At 59.9% G+C, this 15,672-nt stretch carries 16 protein-coding genes and 1 other annotated feature; of the genes, 6 read left to right on the top strand and 10 right to left on the bottom strand.

Features of this window, described 5'->3' with window-relative positions:
- The first annotated feature begins 46 nt into the window (after positions 1 to 46).
- Positions 47 to 250, top strand: a binding site (T-box leader).
- A gap of 56 nt (positions 251 to 306) precedes the next feature.
- From WMO45_RS08770 to WMO45_RS08745, 6 genes are all read left to right on the top strand, one after another.
- Positions 307 to 1,740 carry a glycine--tRNA ligase gene (locus WMO45_RS08770; RefSeq protein ID WP_349140269.1) on the top strand — a complete coding sequence of 478 codons (1,434 nt, stop codon included), beginning with the start codon at positions 307 to 309 and terminating at the stop codon, positions 1,738 to 1,740.
- A gap of 164 nt (positions 1,741 to 1,904) precedes the next feature.
- Positions 1,905 to 3,266 carry an aminotransferase class I/II-fold pyridoxal phosphate-dependent enzyme gene (locus tag WMO45_RS08765; RefSeq protein ID WP_349140268.1) on the top strand — a complete coding sequence of 454 codons (1,362 nt, stop codon included), beginning with the start codon at positions 1,905 to 1,907 and terminating at the stop codon, positions 3,264 to 3,266.
- Between the two features lie 12 nt (positions 3,267 to 3,278).
- Positions 3,279 to 3,602, top strand: a complete 324-nt coding sequence (locus WMO45_RS08760) for a cyclic-di-AMP receptor (protein WP_349140267.1) — start codon at positions 3,279 to 3,281, stop codon at positions 3,600 to 3,602.
- Positions 3,603 to 3,608: 6 nt separating this feature from the next.
- Positions 3,609 to 4,598 (top strand): DNA polymerase III subunit, encoded by a 990-nt coding sequence (locus WMO45_RS08755; protein WP_349140266.1) that lies wholly within the window; start codon positions 3,609 to 3,611, stop codon positions 4,596 to 4,598.
- Between the two features lie 29 nt (positions 4,599 to 4,627).
- Positions 4,628 to 5,923 carry a PSP1 domain-containing protein gene (locus WMO45_RS08750; RefSeq protein WP_349140264.1) on the top strand — a complete coding sequence of 432 codons (1,296 nt, stop codon included), beginning with the start codon at positions 4,628 to 4,630 and terminating at the stop codon, positions 5,921 to 5,923.
- A 62-nt stretch (positions 5,924 to 5,985) separates the two neighbouring features.
- Positions 5,986 to 6,543: a sugar O-acetyltransferase gene (locus WMO45_RS08745; RefSeq protein ID WP_349140262.1), complete on the top strand. Its 558-nt coding sequence runs from the start codon at positions 5,986 to 5,988 to the stop codon at positions 6,541 to 6,543.
- Positions 6,544 to 6,599: 56 nt separating this feature from the next.
- Here the strand turns inward: WMO45_RS08745 and rnhA are convergent, their stop codons facing one another.
- The 10 genes from rnhA to dnaN form a co-directional block, all read right to left on the bottom strand.
- A complete protein-coding gene (gene rnhA / locus WMO45_RS08740) occupies positions 6,600 to 7,037 on the bottom strand; it encodes a ribonuclease HI (RefSeq protein WP_349140261.1) in 438 nt (145 codons plus the stop codon).
- A 44-nt stretch (positions 7,038 to 7,081) separates the two neighbouring features.
- Positions 7,082 to 7,435 carry an SHOCT domain-containing protein gene (locus WMO45_RS08735; RefSeq protein ID WP_349140260.1) on the bottom strand — a complete coding sequence of 118 codons (354 nt, stop codon included), beginning with the start codon at positions 7,433 to 7,435 and terminating at the stop codon, positions 7,082 to 7,084.
- 3 nt (positions 7,436 to 7,438) lie between these two features.
- Positions 7,439 to 9,964, bottom strand: a complete 2,526-nt coding sequence (gene gyrA / locus WMO45_RS08730; protein WP_349140259.1) for a DNA gyrase subunit A — start codon at positions 9,962 to 9,964, stop codon at positions 7,439 to 7,441.
- Between the two features lie 63 nt (positions 9,965 to 10,027).
- Positions 10,028 to 11,980, bottom strand: a complete 1,953-nt coding sequence (gyrB, locus tag WMO45_RS08725) for a DNA topoisomerase (ATP-hydrolyzing) subunit B (RefSeq protein WP_349140258.1) — start codon at positions 11,978 to 11,980, stop codon at positions 10,028 to 10,030.
- A gap of 115 nt (positions 11,981 to 12,095) precedes the next feature.
- Positions 12,096 to 12,359 carry an extracellular matrix regulator RemB gene (remB, locus tag WMO45_RS08720; protein ID WP_349140257.1) on the bottom strand — a complete coding sequence of 88 codons (264 nt, stop codon included), beginning with the start codon at positions 12,357 to 12,359 and terminating at the stop codon, positions 12,096 to 12,098.
- 4 nt (positions 12,360 to 12,363) lie between these two features.
- The gene (locus WMO45_RS08715; RefSeq protein WP_349140256.1) at positions 12,364 to 12,669 is read right to left on the bottom strand and encodes a Tat pathway signal protein; all 306 of its coding nucleotides are present in this window, start codon (positions 12,667 to 12,669) and stop codon (positions 12,364 to 12,366) included.
- A gap of 5 nt (positions 12,670 to 12,674) precedes the next feature.
- Entirely contained in the window at positions 12,675 to 13,787 is a 1,113-nt protein-coding gene (recF, locus tag WMO45_RS08710; protein ID WP_349140255.1) for a DNA replication/repair protein RecF, read from the bottom strand.
- Positions 13,784 to 13,996, bottom strand: a complete 213-nt coding sequence (locus WMO45_RS08705) for an RNA-binding S4 domain-containing protein (RefSeq protein ID WP_349140254.1) — start codon at positions 13,994 to 13,996, stop codon at positions 13,784 to 13,786. Before WMO45_RS08705 ends, recF begins: the two co-directional genes overlap by 4 nt.
- Positions 13,997 to 13,998: 2 nt before the next feature.
- On the bottom strand, positions 13,999 to 14,427 hold the full coding sequence (locus WMO45_RS08700) for an acyl-CoA thioesterase (protein WP_349140251.1): 429 nt from the start codon (positions 14,425 to 14,427) through the stop codon (positions 13,999 to 14,001).
- A gap of 1 nt (position 14,428) precedes the next feature.
- Positions 14,429 to 15,541 carry a DNA polymerase III subunit beta gene (gene dnaN, locus WMO45_RS08695; RefSeq protein ID WP_349140249.1) on the bottom strand — a complete coding sequence of 371 codons (1,113 nt, stop codon included), beginning with the start codon at positions 15,539 to 15,541 and terminating at the stop codon, positions 14,429 to 14,431.
- Positions 15,542 to 15,672: the final 131 nt, after the last annotated feature.

The raw sequence follows: 15,672 nt of genomic DNA, 5'->3' as shown, positions 1-15,672 counted from the left end.
TCCCTTGACGCAGAGGGGAAAAGGTGATAGAATACACCGGAAATCAGCACAGGCCACGACCGGGAAGAGTACGCGGAGACCCGGACCGCAGAGAGGAGCCGTTTTGGTGGAAGGCTCCCGAAGGTCCCGCAGAAGGCACCCGTGAGCCGCGGGGAGGCAATGCCCCGCCGGTCCCCGCCGTTACCGGGTCAGAGTGCGGAGCGTCTGCTCCGAATTCAGGTGGCACCACGGAGTTTTCTTCGCCCTGAGCCTTATGGCTCGGGGCGTTTTTTTCTTGGCGAATAAATGGGTAAAGGAGCATATACGATGAAAAACACCGAAAAGACCATGGAAAAGATCGTAGCCCTGTGCAAGGGCCGCGGCTTTGTCTATCCCGGCAGCGAGATTTACGGCGGCCTGGCCAACTCCTGGGACTATGGCCCCCTGGGTGTGGAGCTGAAGAACAACGTCAAGCGTGCCTGGTGGAAGAAGTTTGTCCAGGAGAACCCCTACAACGTGGGGCTGGACGCTGCCATTCTTATGAACCCTGAAGTGTGGGTGGCTTCCGGCCACGTGTCTACCTTCAACGATCCCCTCATCGACTGCAAGGCCTGTAAGATGCGCCACCGGGCCGACAAGCTCATTGAGGATTGGTGCGCCGAGCAGGGCCGCACCGACGTAAACGTGGAGGCCATGACCAACGACGAACTGGTGGCCTTCATCCGGGACAACGGCGTTACCTGCCCCGGCTGCGGCAAGTCCGACTTCACCGACATCCGCAAGTTCAACCTGATGTTTAAGACCCACCAGGGCGTCACCGAGGACAGCAGCACCGAGGTCTACCTGCGGCCTGAGACCGCCCAGGGCATCTTCGTCAACTTCCCCGCCATCCAGCGTACCACCCGCAAGAAGCTGCCCTTCGGCGTGTGCCAGGTGGGCAAGAGCTTCCGCAACGAGATCACCCCGGGCAACTTCATCTTCCGCATCCGGGAGTTTGAGCAGATGGAGCTGGAATTCTTCTGCCAGCCCGGCACCGATCTGGAGTGGTTCTCCTACTGGCGTGAATTCTGCCACAAGTGGCTCAACGACCTGGGCATCTCCGATGAAGACCTGCGCCTGCGGGATCATGAGCCGGAGGAGCTGGCCTTCTACTCCAAGGCCACTACCGACTTTGAGTTCATGTTCCCCTTCGGCTGGGGCGAGCTGTGGGGCGTGGCCGACCGTACCGATTATGACCTCAAGCAGCACCAGGAGCACTCCGGCAAGGATCTGACCTACTTCGACCAGGAGAAGAACGAGCACTATATCCCCTACGTCATCGAGCCTTCCCTGGGCGCCGACCGCGTGACCCTGGCCTTCCTGGTGGAAGCCTACGACGAGGAAGTGGTGGGCCAGGACAAGAAGGGCAACGACGACATCCGCACCGTTATGCGCTTCCACCCCGCCCTGGCGCCCTTCAAGTGCGCCGTGCTGCCCCTGAGCAAGAAGGAGGTCCTCTCCGGTCCCGCCCAGCAGCTGCGGGACGAGCTGGCCAAGGAGTTCATGGTGGACTATGATGACGCCGGCTCCATCGGCAAGCGCTACCGCCGTCAGGACGAGATCGGCACCCCCTTCTGCATCACCCTGGATTTCCAGACCGTGGGCGACGAGACCACCCCCGCCGACGGCTGCGTCACCATCCGGGAGCGTGACTCCATGCAGCAGGTGCGTATCCCCATGAGCGAGGTCAAGGACTACATCGCCCAGCGCATCCGCTTTTAAAAAAACACCGGATCTCCGCCATATGGCGGAGATCCGGTGTTTTTTATGTGGGCTTGGCTGGCGCTGCCATGCCGTCGCTTTTTTGCCCTGCGATAGGCCGGACTTGCAGGGCCTGCCGCTTTTTGCTATACTCAAACAAATCTTCCACACCGGGAGGCGATTTTGTGGAAAACACGCCCCTTTATGACGCACTGCGGTCCTTTGCCGCTACCGATCCATTGCGCATGCATATGCCCGGCCACAAGGGCCGACCTCTCCCAGCCCCCGAGCTGGCAGGGCTGGCAAATATCGACTTTACCGAGTTGCCCCCCACTGGAGACCTGTTTGACGGAGGCGGAGCCATTGAACAGGCCGAGCAGCTATGGGCAGAGGTGTTTGGCATGCCTCATTGCCTGTTTCTCACCGGCGGTTCCACCCAAGGAGTGCTCTCCGCCCTCACTCTGGCCTGCCGGCCGGGGGATGGGGTCCTGCTGGACCGGGGCTGTCACCGCTCGGCCTACAACGCCCTGGCCTTGATGGATCTGCATCCGATATATCTGGAACGCCCCTGGTTGACTGAAGCCGGGATTACCGGTCCCATTGACCCGGCTGAGGTGGAACGGCAGTTGGACTGTCACCCAGAAATTCATACGCTCTGCATTACTTCACCAACTTATTACGGTGTATTATCAGATCTTCCCGCCTTGGCAGCGGTCATGCACCGCCGGGGCGGCTATCTGGTGGTAGACGCCGCCCACGGAGCCCATCTGCCTTTTTTAGGCGACACCTCGCTGGCCGCCGCTGATCTGGCGGTGGTATCCACCCATAAGACCCTACCCGCCCCGGGGCAGACCGCGCTGCTGCTCTCCGGCCCCGCTTTTTCCCAGGCCGACCTGCGCCGGGTGGGGAGTCTCTACGGATCGTCCAGCCCATCCTACCCCATGATGGCCGCTCTGGATGTGTGCCGGGCGCATATGCTGGAAAAGGGGGCTGCCGCCTACCGTGACACGGCAAAGGAGGTGGACCGGCTGCGGCAGGACTATCCTTCCCTCACCCCGGCGGATGCGCCGCTGGATCCCACCCGCTTCGTGCTGCGCTGTGCCGATGGCTTTACCGCCCAGGCACGACTGGAAGAACTGGGGGTGTGGCCCGAGATGGCCGACGTGGGGCACGTTGTTTTTATTCCCACCTGTGCCGACACCCGGGCAGACTTCGCCCGCCTGCGGGCTGCTCTGGATCTTCTTCTCCCCGGCGTGCCCAGGCTCCTGCCGCCTCCTCCCCCGCTGCCTGTCTCCGTCTGCTCCCCCCGGCAGGCCCTCTTTGCCCCCCGGACCCATGTGCCTTTGTCCGCTGCAGAGGGACGAACGGCTGCTCAAGCCATTGCCCCCTACCCACCCGGGATACCAATTGTGGCTCCAGGAGAGCAAATTGAGAAAAAAACTATCGCATATTTGTATGAGATAGGTTATAATAGATGGGAAGACATTCCGGTTCTTTCATCCGCCGGTTGTGTGTCGTGCGGAGATGGAGGAACGTCTTTTCCTTGAGGAGGGATAAGAATGAAACTGGTCCTTGCGATCATTAATCACGACGACGCCAATACCGTCACCCAGGCACTGACCAAAAAGGGCTTTTCGTCCACCAAGCTGGCTACCACCGGCGGCTTTCTGATGGCTGGTAACGTCACCATTCTCATCGGTGTGGATGAGGAAAAGGTGCAGACGGTGATCGACATCATCCGTGAGCACTCCCACAGCCGCAAGCAGATGATCCCCACCACCACCGAAATGAGTTATGGCTACTATCCCAGTATGCCTGTGGAGGTCGTGGTAGGCGGCGCCACCATCTTTGTGGTGGACATCGAGCGGTTTGAACGGGTCTGATTTTTTATGGATCTGACCCGTCTGGCCGGTAACCGGGCGCTGAAGCGGCAGCTGGAACTGGAGAGCGCCCGGCGCGGCCTTTCCCATGCATATTTGCTCAGCGGTCCGCCGGGGTCCGGAAAACGGACCCTGGCGGGTCTGCTTTCGGCCGCTCTGGTGTGCACCGGCACAGCCGGGGACAAGCCCTGCTTTACCTGCCCGGGCTGCCGCAAGGCCATGGCGGGTATTCATCCCGATGTTATCCGCGCCGGCGGCGAGGGATCGGAACTCACTGTAGCTCAGATCCGTGCTCTGCGTTCGGACGCCTACATCCGGCCCAACGAAGCACCCCGCAAGGTCTACATTTTGGAGCAGGCGCAGAGCATGAATCCCAGCGCTCAGAACGCCATGCTCAAACTCTTGGAGGAAGGTCCGCCCTACGCAGCCTTTCTGCTGCTGGCCGACAATGCCGCTGCCCTGCTTCCCACCGTACGTTCCCGGTGCGAAGTGCTTACCCTCTCCCCCGTCACCCAGGGAGAGGCAGAGGCCTGGCTGGCCGCGCAGTATCCCGACCGCTCCGAAGCGGAGCGCCGCTCGGCCGCTCAGCGCTGCGAGGGTCTGCTGGGCCGGGCCGTGGACCAGCTGGAGGGCCGGGAGAGTCGGGACCAACAGGCCCTCGACGGCGCGCTGGAACTGATCCGGCGTTTGGCCGCCGGAGATGAGCTCGCTCTGCTGGAACACTGTGTTTCCCTGGAAAAGTGGGATCGGGACCGGTTCTGCGCCCTGTTGGACGAGGGTATCCTGCTGCTGCGGGACGCTCTGGTATGCGCTGCAGGCGCTCTGCATGAAACCGATCCAAACCGCCGCGCCGCGGCGGAGCAGGCGGCATCCGCCCTCCCCTCCCGCACCCTTATCCGGGCAGTGGGCGTGCTGGAGCAGCTGCGTACCGCCTGCGGTTTTTACGTGGGCACAGGCCATCTGGCCGGCTGGCTGGGTGCGGCCCTGTCCACGTTGTGATCCAACGCGATTCGAATCGGAGGATTTCTATGACAGAGATCATCGCCGTCCGCTTTAAAAACGGAGGCAAGGAATACTATTTTGATCCTCAGGGACAGACGGTGGCTCCTGGGGATGGGGTCATCATTGAGACCTCCCGTGGTCTGGAATACGGTGAGTGTTCCCAAGGCAATACCATGGTAGAGGATGAGTCCGTCGTCCAGCCCCTGCGCCCGCTGGTGCGTCTGGCCACCCCCCAGGACCTGCAGACTGTGGAGCGCAACCGGGAGAAAGAGACCCGGGCCTTTACCATCTGTCAGGAAAAAATCGCCGCCCACGGTCTGGACATGAAGCTGGTACGGGTGGAATACAGCTTTGACGGCAGCAAGATTCTTTTCTTCTTTACCTCTGACGGACGGGTGGATTTTCGCGCCCTGGTCAAGGATCTGGCGGGCGTGTTTCACGCCCGTATCGAACTGCGGCAGATTGGTGTGCGGGATGAGGCCAAAATGCTGGGTGGATTGGGAATTTGCGGCCGCCCCTTCTGCTGTGCCTCTTTTCTGGAGGAATTTCAGCCTGTATCCATTAAAATGGCCAAGACTCAGAACCTCTCTCTCAACCCCACAAAGATCTCGGGCACCTGTGGGCGGTTGATGTGCTGCCTGAAGTACGAGCAGGAAGCCTATGAAGACGCGGTCCATCGCATGCCCAAAAATGAGTCCTTTGTAGAGACGCCGGAAGGCGTGGGCACGGTATGCCAGGTCAACCTGCTGCGAGAGACCGTGAAAGTACGCTTGGAAGATCAGCCGGATGAGTCCCCCAAGTGTTTCCATAACTGTGAGCTGTGCGTGGTGCGCAATGGTAAGGGAAAGCGGCCGGAAGGCTATGTGGCACCGCCTCCGGAAGAGTTGGCCAAGCTGCGTAAGGTCACCCCGGTGGAGGAACCCGGACAGCGCCTGTCCGGCAGCTTGGAAGCGGCCCTCAATCAGCTGGAAGTGGCCGCACCCGAAGCTGCACCGGAAAAGGCAGCGGAAGGGAGCGGAAAATCCCGCCGCAGCCGCAACCGCAGCCGTGGCGGAAACAAAAGTGGCGGGGAATCATCTCCCCGAAAGCCTGCCGAGGAAGGAAAAGCCGTTCCGCCGCCCCGGCCCAAGCAGAAGGGAGAGGCTAAGCCTCCCCGTCCGGAGAAGCCCAAACAGCCCCCCAAGCCTCAGCAGAATCCACAGCCGGCCCCCGCACCGGAGGGAGCTTCCGCTGCGCCTGCCGGTGAAAAGAAACGTCCCCGCCGCCGCTATCGTGGAAAGCCAAAGGGGGACAAGCCTCAGCAACCCCCGCAGCAGTCTTAATGTACACGGGCGGCCTTCCAATCGAAGGCCGCCCGTATGTTTTAATCAGGAGGAAATGCCATATGACCGAATGGGATAAAATGGTAGCTGGCCTGTCCTATGACGCCGGTGATCCACAGCTCACTGCTTTGCGCTTGCGGGCGGCTCGGCTGTGTCATCAATTGAATCTGCTTTCTCCGGACCAGGACAGTGAGCGTCAGGCCCTGCTGCAGGAGTTGCTGGGGCATACCGGAGAGCATTTTACCATCAACCCCGGCTTTCAGTGTGATTACGGAGCAAATATTACGTTAGGCGAACGCTTTTACGCCAATTACAACTGTGTTATTCTCGACTGTGCCCCGGTCACCTTTGGCAACGACGTTCTGGTTGGCCCCAACTGTGGATTTTATACCGCCGGCCACCCCCTGGATGCCTCTATCCGCCGCAAAGGTGTGGAATTTGCCCATCCCATTACCGTGGGCAGCGATGTATGGTTCGGCGGCGGGGTATCGGTTCTGCCCGGAGTCACCATTGGCGACGGGGCCGTTATCGGCGCGGGCAGCGTAGTTACCCGGGATGTACCGGCGTATACTCTGGCTGCCGGTAACCCCTGCCGCATACTCCGCCCACTTTCCAACTGATTACAAAGAAGAGATCCCCCGGAACAGAAGTCTGTTCCGGGGGATCTTTGTTTCACTTATCGGTACTTGCGGCTCTCCGCCACTGCCAGCTCATCGCAGCGATTGTTAAACGGGTTGTCCGCATGGCCCTTGACCCAGTGAAGGTGGACGGTGTGGCGTTCACACAGCCCCAGCAGACGGTCCCACAGATCGGGATTGAGAGCCGGTTTTTTGTCGCCCTTTACCCAGCCTCTGGCCTTCCAGCTTTTGGCCCAACCCTTCTGCAGCGCGTCAATGACGTATTTGGAGTCGGAATAGAGCTCCACCACGCAGGGCTCCTTCAACGCCTCCAGCGCGGTAATAACTCCCGTAAGCTCCATGCGGTTGTTGGTGGTATGGGCCTCGCCGCCGGAGAGTTCCTTTTTAAATTCCCCGTACTGCAAAATAGCCCCCCATCCCCCCGGGCCGGGATTGCCGGAACAGGCTCCGTCGGTATAGATGGTCACTGTTTTCATGGGTTCTCCTTTTTTCCACATGATATGCCGGATCTGTGGAAAACTCAAAGCTCCTTGAGAATTTCCTGCCGCTTCTGGTCGTACTCCTCTTGGGTAATCAGCCGCTGATCATACAGGGTCTGGAGCTGGCGCAGACGCTGCTGGGGATCCGACGGGGCGCCTGACTGCTCCGCGGCCTCATCCTCAATGTGGATCTCCGGACCCACATATCCTTTGCCAAAGGCCTGATAAAAGTTCATAGCGGTGATACCAACAGCCACAAGGGTCCAGAAAATGCCGAACAGACCGGCCATGGGGATGGCCACAAACAGGCCGATCCCCACAAAGATACACCCCACCACGCCGCCAAAGACGGCCTGGCTCTTGCTGGGACGGTAGGTCACCCGTTTCCGGCGCATGGCTTACTCCTCCTGTCCGCTGTTTTCCACAGCCAGCTCCTCTGCTGTGGATTCTTCCTCATTCTCACGGTCGGTAAGGGCCATGGAGATCACCTGATCTCCCTCCTCCTTGAAGCGCATGACGATGACGCCCTGGGTGGAACGGCCGGCAATGCGGATGTTGTCCACATGGGTGCGGATCAGGGTGCCGCCCTGAGTGACCAGCAGCAGGTCCTCATTGCCGTCCACCACCTTGATGCCCACCACCTTGCCGGTCTTTTCGGTGACCAGGTAGTTGCGGATGCCAATGCCGCCCCGGTTGGTAATGCGGTACTCCTCCACCGGGGTGCGCTTGCCATAGCCGTTCTCCGTGATGGACAGGACACAGCGGCCGGCGGTGGCCCGGGCGGCTCCCACCACGTAGTCACCCTCCCGCAGGCGGATGCCGCGCACGCCCACGGCGGTACGACCCATGGGCCGCACATCGTTCTCATCAAAGCAGACGGCCTGTCCGTCGTGGGTGGCAATGATGACCTTCTTTGTGCCATCGGTCTCCCGGACGGCAATGAGCTCGTCCCCTTCTTCCAGCGTGAGCACCCGCAGGCCGTTGTTGCGCAGGTTTTTCAGTGCAGTCACAGCCAGGCGCTTCACTGTGCCGTTGCGGGTAAACATCATCAGGAAACGATCCGGGTTCTCCACGTCCCGGGTGTGGATCATGGCGGTTACCTTTTCCCCCTGCTCCACCTGGAGGATGTTGATGAGGTTGGTGCCCTTGGCGGTGCGGCCAGACTCGGGGATCTGATAGCCCTTCTTGCGGAACACCCGGCCCTTGTCGGTGAAGAAAAGGATATAGTCATGGGTGGAGGCAGTGAACACCGTGTTCACATAGTCCTCCTCCTTGGTGGCCATGCCCTTCTTCCCCATGCCGCCCTTGGACTGGGCGGCGTACTCGCTGGCGGCGGTGCGCTTGATATAGCCCCCGTCGGTGAGGGTAAAGACGCACTCCTCCTCCTCAATGAGGTCCTCGATGTCGATCTCATCCTCCACGTCCTGGATCTCGGTGACACGGTCGTCGCCGTACTTGTCCCGGATGGCGGTGAGCTCGTCCTTGAGCACCCCGCGGAGCATGGACTCATTGGCCAGCAGCTCCTGGAAGTAGGCGATGCGGGCCTCCAGCTCCTTGTACTCATTCTCCAGCTTCTCCCGGTCCAGGCCCTGCAGCGCCTTAAGGCGCATGTCCAGGATGGCCTGGGCCTGGACCTCATCCAGACCAAAGCGGGCGCACAGGCGCTCCTTGGCGTCGTCATAGCTCTCCCGGATGATGCGGATAACCTCGTCGATGTTGTCCTGGGCAATGAGCAGACCTTCCAGCAGATGGGCCCGCTCCTGGGCCTTCTTCAGGTCGTACCGGGTACGGCGGACGATGACCTGCTCCTGATAGGCGATGTACTCGTCCAGAATGTGCCGCAGAGAGAGGATGCGGGGCTGGAGCTTACCGCCCGACTCCACCAGGGCCAGCATGTTGATGGCAAAGGTGGTCTGCAGCTGGGTCTGGGCAAACAGACGGTTGAGCACGACCTGGGGATTGGCGTCCCGCTTGAGCTCAATGACGATGCGCATGCCGTTGCGGTCGGACTCGTCCCGGATATCGGAAATACCCTCCAGGCGCTTGTCCTCCACCTGGTCGGCCATGCTCTTGATGAGCATGCGCTTGTTGACCTGGTAAGGGATCTCGGTAACGATGATACGGGTGCGGTCTTTGCCGAATTCCTCAAACTCGGTACGGGCCCGCACACACACACGGCCGCGGCCTGTGGCGTAGGCCGCCCGGATGCCGGAACGGCCCATGATGATCCCCCGGGTGGGGAAATCGGGCCCCTTTACGTGTTCCATCAGGTCGCTGAGCTCAGCTTCTGGGTTATCCAGCACACAGATGGTGGCGTTGATGACCTCCCGCAGGTTGTGGGGCGGAATGTTGGTGGCCATACCCACGGCGATGCCGCTGGAGCCGTTGACCAGCAGGTTGGGGAAGCGGCTGGGCAGCACCTTGGGCTCCTTGCGGGTCTCGTCAAAGTTGGGGTCCCAGTCCACCGTGTCCTTCTCGATGTCCCGGAGCATCTCGTCGGAGATCTTGGACAGCCTGGCCTCGGTGTAACGGTAGGCAGCCGGGGGATCGCCGTCGATGGAACCGAAGTTGCCGTGGCCGTCCACCAGCATATAGCGCATGGAGAAGTCCTGGGCCAGGCGCACCAGAGCGTCGTACACGCTCTGATCACCGTGTGGATGGTAGCGGCCCAGCACGTCGCCCACGCAGGTGGCCGACTTCTTAAAGGGCTTGTCGGCGGTCAGGTTGTCCTCGTACATAGCATAGAGGATGCGCCGGTGAACCGGCTTCAAACCATCCCGCACATCGGGCAGGGCACGGCCCACGATGACGCTCATGGCGTATTCGATATAGGATTTCTCCATCTCCGGTACCAGAGGAGAGGTCACGATATGCTGGTTTGGAAAGCGGATCTCCTCCGGATCGTATTGGGGTTTTTTAGACATTGGTAATATTGCCTCCTTCAGTGGGAGCTGTATCAAAAACAGGGATCACTCTGCTTGTTCCCATTAGTAGTCCAGATTCACCGCATACTTGGCGTTTTTCTCGATAAATTCTTTGCGGGGCTCCACCTTTTCTCCCATAAGCACGGTAAAGGTGGCGTCAGCCGCCACGGCGTCGTCCAGCTCAATGCGGCGCAGAGTACGCTTCTCCGGGTCCATGGTGGTCTCCCACAGCTCGTGGGGGTTCATCTCGCCCAGGCCCTTAAAGCGGGAAATATCGATCTTGGCGTTGGGATTGTCCCCACGCATCTCGGCAGAGACGGCATCCCGCTCCTCATCGGAGAAGGCCACCCGGGTGGTCTTGCCGCGGGTCAGCTTGTAGAGGGGGGGCACGGCGGAGTAGACGTAGCCGTGCTCAATGAGAGGCCGCATAAAGCGGAAGAAGAAGGTCAGCAGCAGAGTACGGATGTGGGCACCGTCCACATCGGCATCGGCCATGATGACCACCTTGTGGTAACGCAGCTTGGACAGATCAAAGTCGTCCCCAATGCCCGCCCCCAGCGCGGCAATGACGGGCTGGAGCTTGTCGTTGCCATACACCTTGTCGGCCCGGGCCTTCTCCACGTTGAGCATCTTGCCCCACAGGGGGAGAATGGCCTGGAAGCGGGAATCCCGGCCCTGGGTGGCCGAGCCGCCGGCGGAGTCACCCTCGACGATGTAGAGCTCAGTGAGCTCGGGGTTGACCTCGTTGCAGTCCCGCAGCTTATCCGGCATGGCGGCGCCGCCCAGGGCGGTCTTGCGGCGGATGGACTCCCGGGCCTTGCGGGCAGCCTCCCGGGCCCGGTTGGCCATCAGGGCCTTTTCCAGAATAGCCTTGCCTACTGCGGGGTTTTCCTCCAGATACTCAGAGAGCTTATCGGAGACAATGTTGTTTACCAGGGTGCGGATCTCGCTGTTGCCCAGCTTTGCCTTGGTCTGACCTTCAAACTGGGCCTCGGTCAGCTTGACGGAAATGACGCAGGCGATGCCCTCCCGGCAATCCTCACCCGACACCTTTTCATCGTCTTTCAGCAGCTTCATCTTCTTGCCGTAACTGTTGAGCACCGTGGTCAGCGCACGCTTAAAGCCCTCCTCGTGCATACCGCCCTCAGGGGTGTGCACGTTGTTGGCAAAGGAGACAATGGTCTCATTGTAGCCGTCGTTGTACTGGAAGGCCACCTCCGCCATGGCGTCATCCTTCATACCGGACATATACACCACATCCGTGTGGATCAGATCCTTGGAGCGGTTGATATAGGATACAAATTCCCGGATACCGCCGGCATAGTGCATGGTGTCCCGCTGTTCTTTTCCAGGCCGGGCATCGATGGTGTGGATGCGCAGTCCGGCATTGAGGAAGGCCTCCTCCCGCATGCGGGTATGAAGGGTATCGTAGTTATATTCGGTGACCTCAAACATCTCCGGATCCGGCTTAAAGGTAACCTCGGTACCGTGGCGGTCGGTATCCCCCACCACCTGCATGCTCTGGGTCACCTTGCCCCGGGAAAATTTCATCTCATAGATTTTGCCGTCCTTATGAACCCGGACCTCCAGCCACTCGCTGAGGGCGTTGACCACGCTGGCGCCCACGCCGTGGAGTCCGCCGGACACCTTGTAGCCGCCGCCGCCAAACTTGCCGCCGGCGTGCAGAATGGTAAACACGACTTCCAGCGCGGGCAGGCCGGTCTGGGGCTGGATATCCACGGGGATGCCGCGGCCGTTGTCGATGACAGTAATGATATCTCCCTCGCCGATCTGTACCGTGATCTCGTCACAGTAGCCCGCCAGGGCCTCATCGATGGAGTTATCCACAATTTCGTACACCAGGTGGTGCAGGCCGCTCTCCGACGTGGAGCCGATGTACATGCCCGGGCGCTTACGGACGGCCTCCAGACCCTCCAGCACCTGGATCTCGGACCCGCCGTATTCATGGTCCACCTGGGTGGTGCTCAGTTCTTTTTCTTCGTGCAACTCAGACATAACAACCTCCGCTTATTCTCATCGGCGCTGGGTGTGGCGCCTGGGAACGGGGCCTCCCGTGCCCACGCGCCGCACGCAGCGTTCGCTTGGAATGGTTCTTTCCACTCTTGATCCCTTATTCAAAGCTATTGTTTTCCGCCCGCCGCAGCAGGGTGGACGTAGACAACTGGGACAGATAGACCACGGGCGCCTCCGCCCCGTGGCGGCACAGAACAAAGGATTTGGGCAGATCTTCCCATACATTGACCACCTGCCCGGCCCGCTCCGCCCGCTCCAGAAAGGCGCGGGTCAGGCGGGAGGAGCTGGTATTGTCCAGGTCAAATATCCCCAGCACATCCCGGTAGGGTACTACAACTCCCTGTCCCAAATGCAGATACATGTGATCAGTCCCTCCTGTCGCGCACCACTTTGGGGCTCCACAGGTACTTCCACAGCCGCCAGCCCAGCAGCATCCCAACCAGCAGGCACACCGTCGGAAGGCCGGGTACAAACAGCAGCTGGGTTACCGGGGAGTGCTCCGCTTCCCACACCTGCAGCCGCAGCATGGTAACCAAGGCGGCCAGCAGAACTGCCAATACCGGTGGCAGCAAGCGCCACAGCCGGTGTTTCGGCCAGCGACATACGCTGTATTCCGCCACCACCCCAAGAAGCAGGGGCAGCACACAAAAAATTCCTAGAATAATGGGCATGTTTTTTACTCCTCCGGAACCAGCGCACCGCCGTGGATATGGAAGGTCCGGCCCCGCTGCAGTGTATCCAGCCCCGTTTCCTCACAGCAGGTGATAAATACCTGTCCTCCGTTGATGCGCTGGAGCACGAATTCCTGCCGGCGCTGGTCCAGCTCGCTGAGCACATCGTCCAGCAGCAGCACCGGCCACTCCCCCGTGTCCCGCTGAAACAACTCCCGGGAGGCCAGTTTGAGAGACAGGGCGGCCGTCCGTGTTTGGCCTTGAGAAGCAAAGCTTTTGGCGTTCATACCGTTGAGCTGTACGGTAAGATCGTCTTTGTGGGGACCGGACAGGCATTGTCTGGCCTCCAGCTCCGCCTTTCGGTGGGTCCGCTGGTGTTCCAGCAGCTGCTCCAAAATGGTCCGGACGGAAGCCAGGGGATCGGTAACAGTACGCACGGTCTCATACCCCAGCTCCAGTTCTTCCCGTCCGCCGGAAAAATCCTGGTGAATGAGGGGCGCCGTCTCGGACAGGCGCTTGATAAAATAGGCCCGGTAATGGATGAGCACGGCCCCCGTCTGCGCCATACGCAGATTGAATTCCTCCAGGGTGTCCAGCAGCGACGGATGCTCCTCCCAATCCCGAAGGATGCGGGTCTTGTGTTCATACACGCGGCGGTACTCAGCCAGGGCCTCGGCATACCGGGGCCGCAGCTGACAGATGCACTCGTCCAGAAACCGGCGGCGCACCGCCGCTCCCTCCCGGATAAGATGCAGGTCTTCCGGGCAGAAAAGTACGGTATTGAGGATCCCTGACAGCTCGGCAGCGGACTTGAGCCGTACCCCGTTGGCATACAGCTGCCGCCGCACCCCACGGCCCAGCCGGACTTCCAGCTGAAAGTCCCGGTCTCTTGAAAATACGCCGGCCCGGATGCGGGCATGGTCGGCGTCAAAGCCGATGAGTTCCCGGTCGTACCGTGCCCGGTGGGAAGAGGCGGTGGACAGATAGGCCACCGCCTCCAGCAGATTGGTCTTCCCCTGGGCATTTTCTCCGTAGATCACATTGATCCCTGGGTCAAACTCTCCCTCAAAGCGGGCATAGTTACGGAACTGGTCCAGTTCCACCCGTTGGACAATCATACGACATCCAGCCGCAATCCATCCAGAGTAACGGAATCTCCAGGGCGGATCTTCTTGCCCCGCATGGTACACACCGTGCCGTTGACCGATACCTCGCCCGCCTGAATGCGCTCCTTGGCCTCACCGCCGGTCTCTACCAGCCCTTCAAATTTCAGCAGGGCCTCCAACTTGATATATTCTGTCGTGATCTTAACTTGACTGCTCTGCATAGTTACTCCTTCTCTTCCAGCAGGGACTCAAACAAATGGTAGACTTCCGGCAGGGCCTTTTTCAGCGCCACCGGCCGGGCTTTGGCCCGGTCGTAGAAAAAGTGGCCTGAAGTCCCTTCTGTGCGCAATTCGCCGGTCTTTGCGTCGGTCATACGGTAGCTCAGTTCCAGCTTGGCCGGCGAAAGTTTGGTGATACGAATGGAAATGGCCACAGTATCCCCAAAGCGAACCATGGAGCGGTAACGGCAGGACACGTCGGTCACTGCAAAGTCAATACCCGCGTCCACGGCCCGGTAATATCCCCAGCCGATTTGGTCCATGAAGTCGGTGCGGGCCTCCTCCATCCAGTGGATGTAGTTTCCATGGTAAATGATGCCCATTCCGTCGGTTTCGTAAAATTGCGCACGGCGCAGATACGGTTTAATTTCCACCTTATTCCCCCGCCTTCAGCCGTACAGGCAGCACCATGTAGAGGAAGTTTTCCACACCCTCTGTGGGCAAAATGACGCAGGGGGATACTCCGGTCGTCAGCTCCAGACGGACCTTGTCGGCCGGAGCGGCCTTGAGGGCGTCCATCAGATAGCGGTTGTTAAAGCCGATTTCCAGCCCACCTCCGTCGCCCTGGATGGGGCACTCGTCATAGGCGTCACCAATGGCGGTTTTAGTGGAGATTTTCAGCAGATTTTGGTCAAATACGCACCGAAGAGGGCTTTTTAGTTTGTCGCTGATGATGAGGCTGACCCGGTCGATGGAGGCCAGAAGAGCCCGGGTTTCTCCCTCGACGTGGATGGTGTTGTTGCGGGGAATGGCCTGCCGGTAGGCCAAAAATTCACCTTCCAGCCGGCGGGAGACCAGCATGGTATCCCCCATTTTGAACATCACATGACGGGCGCCCTGGGTGATGGAGGCCGGCTCGTCGCTGTCGGCGCAAATTTTTTCCACCTCGGACAGGGCTGCGCCGGGGACCACGAAGGAGAAGCTCTCCGCCCCTTCCTTTTTGTCGATGGCTTCATGCCGCAGAGCCAGACGGTAGCCGTCCACCGAGACGATGGTCAGACCTTCGTTGTCCACCTCAAACAGGGAGCCGGTGTGGATGGGGCGGCTTTCGTTGTCGCTGACGGCAAACAGGGTCTGGCCGATCATGGCTTTCAGAGCCGATTGGGGCAGATGGAGAGAGTTTTGGTATTCAACAGTGGGTAATTCTGGAAATTCCTCCGGGTCGGTGCCCAGAATGTTGAATTCACTCATACCGCACTTGATGTTTACCATATATTGTTCCGCTTTGAACGTGACAATGTCGTCGGGCAGTTTGCGGATGATTTCGCCGAAAAGCCGGGCACCCAGCACTAAAGTTCCCTTTTCCTGGATATCAGCGGGAACAATGGTGCGGATGCCGGTTTCCAGGTTGTAACCGGTTAAGCGCAGGTCGTTGCCGGCTTCCAGTAAAATTCCTTCCAGAGCGGGGATGGAGCTCTTTGGAGACACAGCTCTGGAAGTGGTGGAAATGGCGGCCTGTAGCAGCGCTTTTTCGCAGGAAAATTTCATGGATCGGTGACCTCCGTTTTCTAGGATTGGCAGAAGATACTGAGGAGAGGAGGGTATAAAGTTCGTAATAGTAGGCCGTAGGGGAAAATAATGTGGAAAAGTGTCGCAACTGCTAGAGCGGCAGCGGAAAG

This window comes from Flavonifractor hominis (assembly GCF_040095835.1).
Taxonomy (GTDB): Bacteria; Bacillota; Clostridia; order Oscillospirales; family Oscillospiraceae; genus Flavonifractor; species Flavonifractor hominis.
Note: the sequence above shows the minus strand (reverse complement) of the source record. Positions and strands in the feature narration are given on the sequence as shown.

Coding starts and splice junctions, on each gene's coding strand:
- WMO45_RS08770 (WP_349140269.1), top strand. CDS start 307: ATGAAAAACACCGAAAAGACCATGGAAAAGATCGTAGCCCTGTGCAAG.
- WMO45_RS08760 (WP_349140267.1), top strand. CDS start 3,279: ATGAAACTGGTCCTTGCGATCATTAATCACGACGACGCCAATACCGTC.
- WMO45_RS08755 (WP_349140266.1), top strand. CDS start 3,609: ATGGATCTGACCCGTCTGGCCGGTAACCGGGCGCTGAAGCGGCAGCTG.
- WMO45_RS08750 (WP_349140264.1), top strand. CDS start 4,628: ATGACAGAGATCATCGCCGTCCGCTTTAAAAACGGAGGCAAGGAATAC.
- WMO45_RS08745 (WP_349140262.1), top strand. CDS start 5,986: ATGACCGAATGGGATAAAATGGTAGCTGGCCTGTCCTATGACGCCGGT.
- rnhA (WP_349140261.1), bottom strand. CDS start 7,037: ATGAAAACAGTGACCATCTATACCGACGGAGCCTGTTCCGGCAATCCC.
- WMO45_RS08735 (WP_349140260.1), bottom strand. CDS start 7,435: ATGCGCCGGAAACGGGTGACCTACCGTCCCAGCAAGAGCCAGGCCGTC.
- gyrA (WP_349140259.1), bottom strand. CDS start 9,964: ATGTCTAAAAAACCCCAATACGATCCGGAGGAGATCCGCTTTCCAAAC.
- gyrB (WP_349140258.1), bottom strand. CDS start 11,980: ATGTCTGAGTTGCACGAAGAAAAAGAACTGAGCACCACCCAGGTGGAC.
- remB (WP_349140257.1), bottom strand. CDS start 12,359: ATGTATCTGCATTTGGGACAGGGAGTTGTAGTACCCTACCGGGATGTG.
- WMO45_RS08715 (WP_349140256.1), bottom strand. CDS start 12,669: ATGCCCATTATTCTAGGAATTTTTTGTGTGCTGCCCCTGCTTCTTGGG.
- recF (WP_349140255.1), bottom strand. CDS start 13,787: ATGATTGTCCAACGGGTGGAACTGGACCAGTTCCGTAACTATGCCCGC.
- WMO45_RS08705 (WP_349140254.1), bottom strand. CDS start 13,996: ATGCAGAGCAGTCAAGTTAAGATCACGACAGAATATATCAAGTTGGAG.
- dnaN (WP_349140249.1), bottom strand. CDS start 15,541: ATGAAATTTTCCTGCGAAAAAGCGCTGCTACAGGCCGCCATTTCCACC.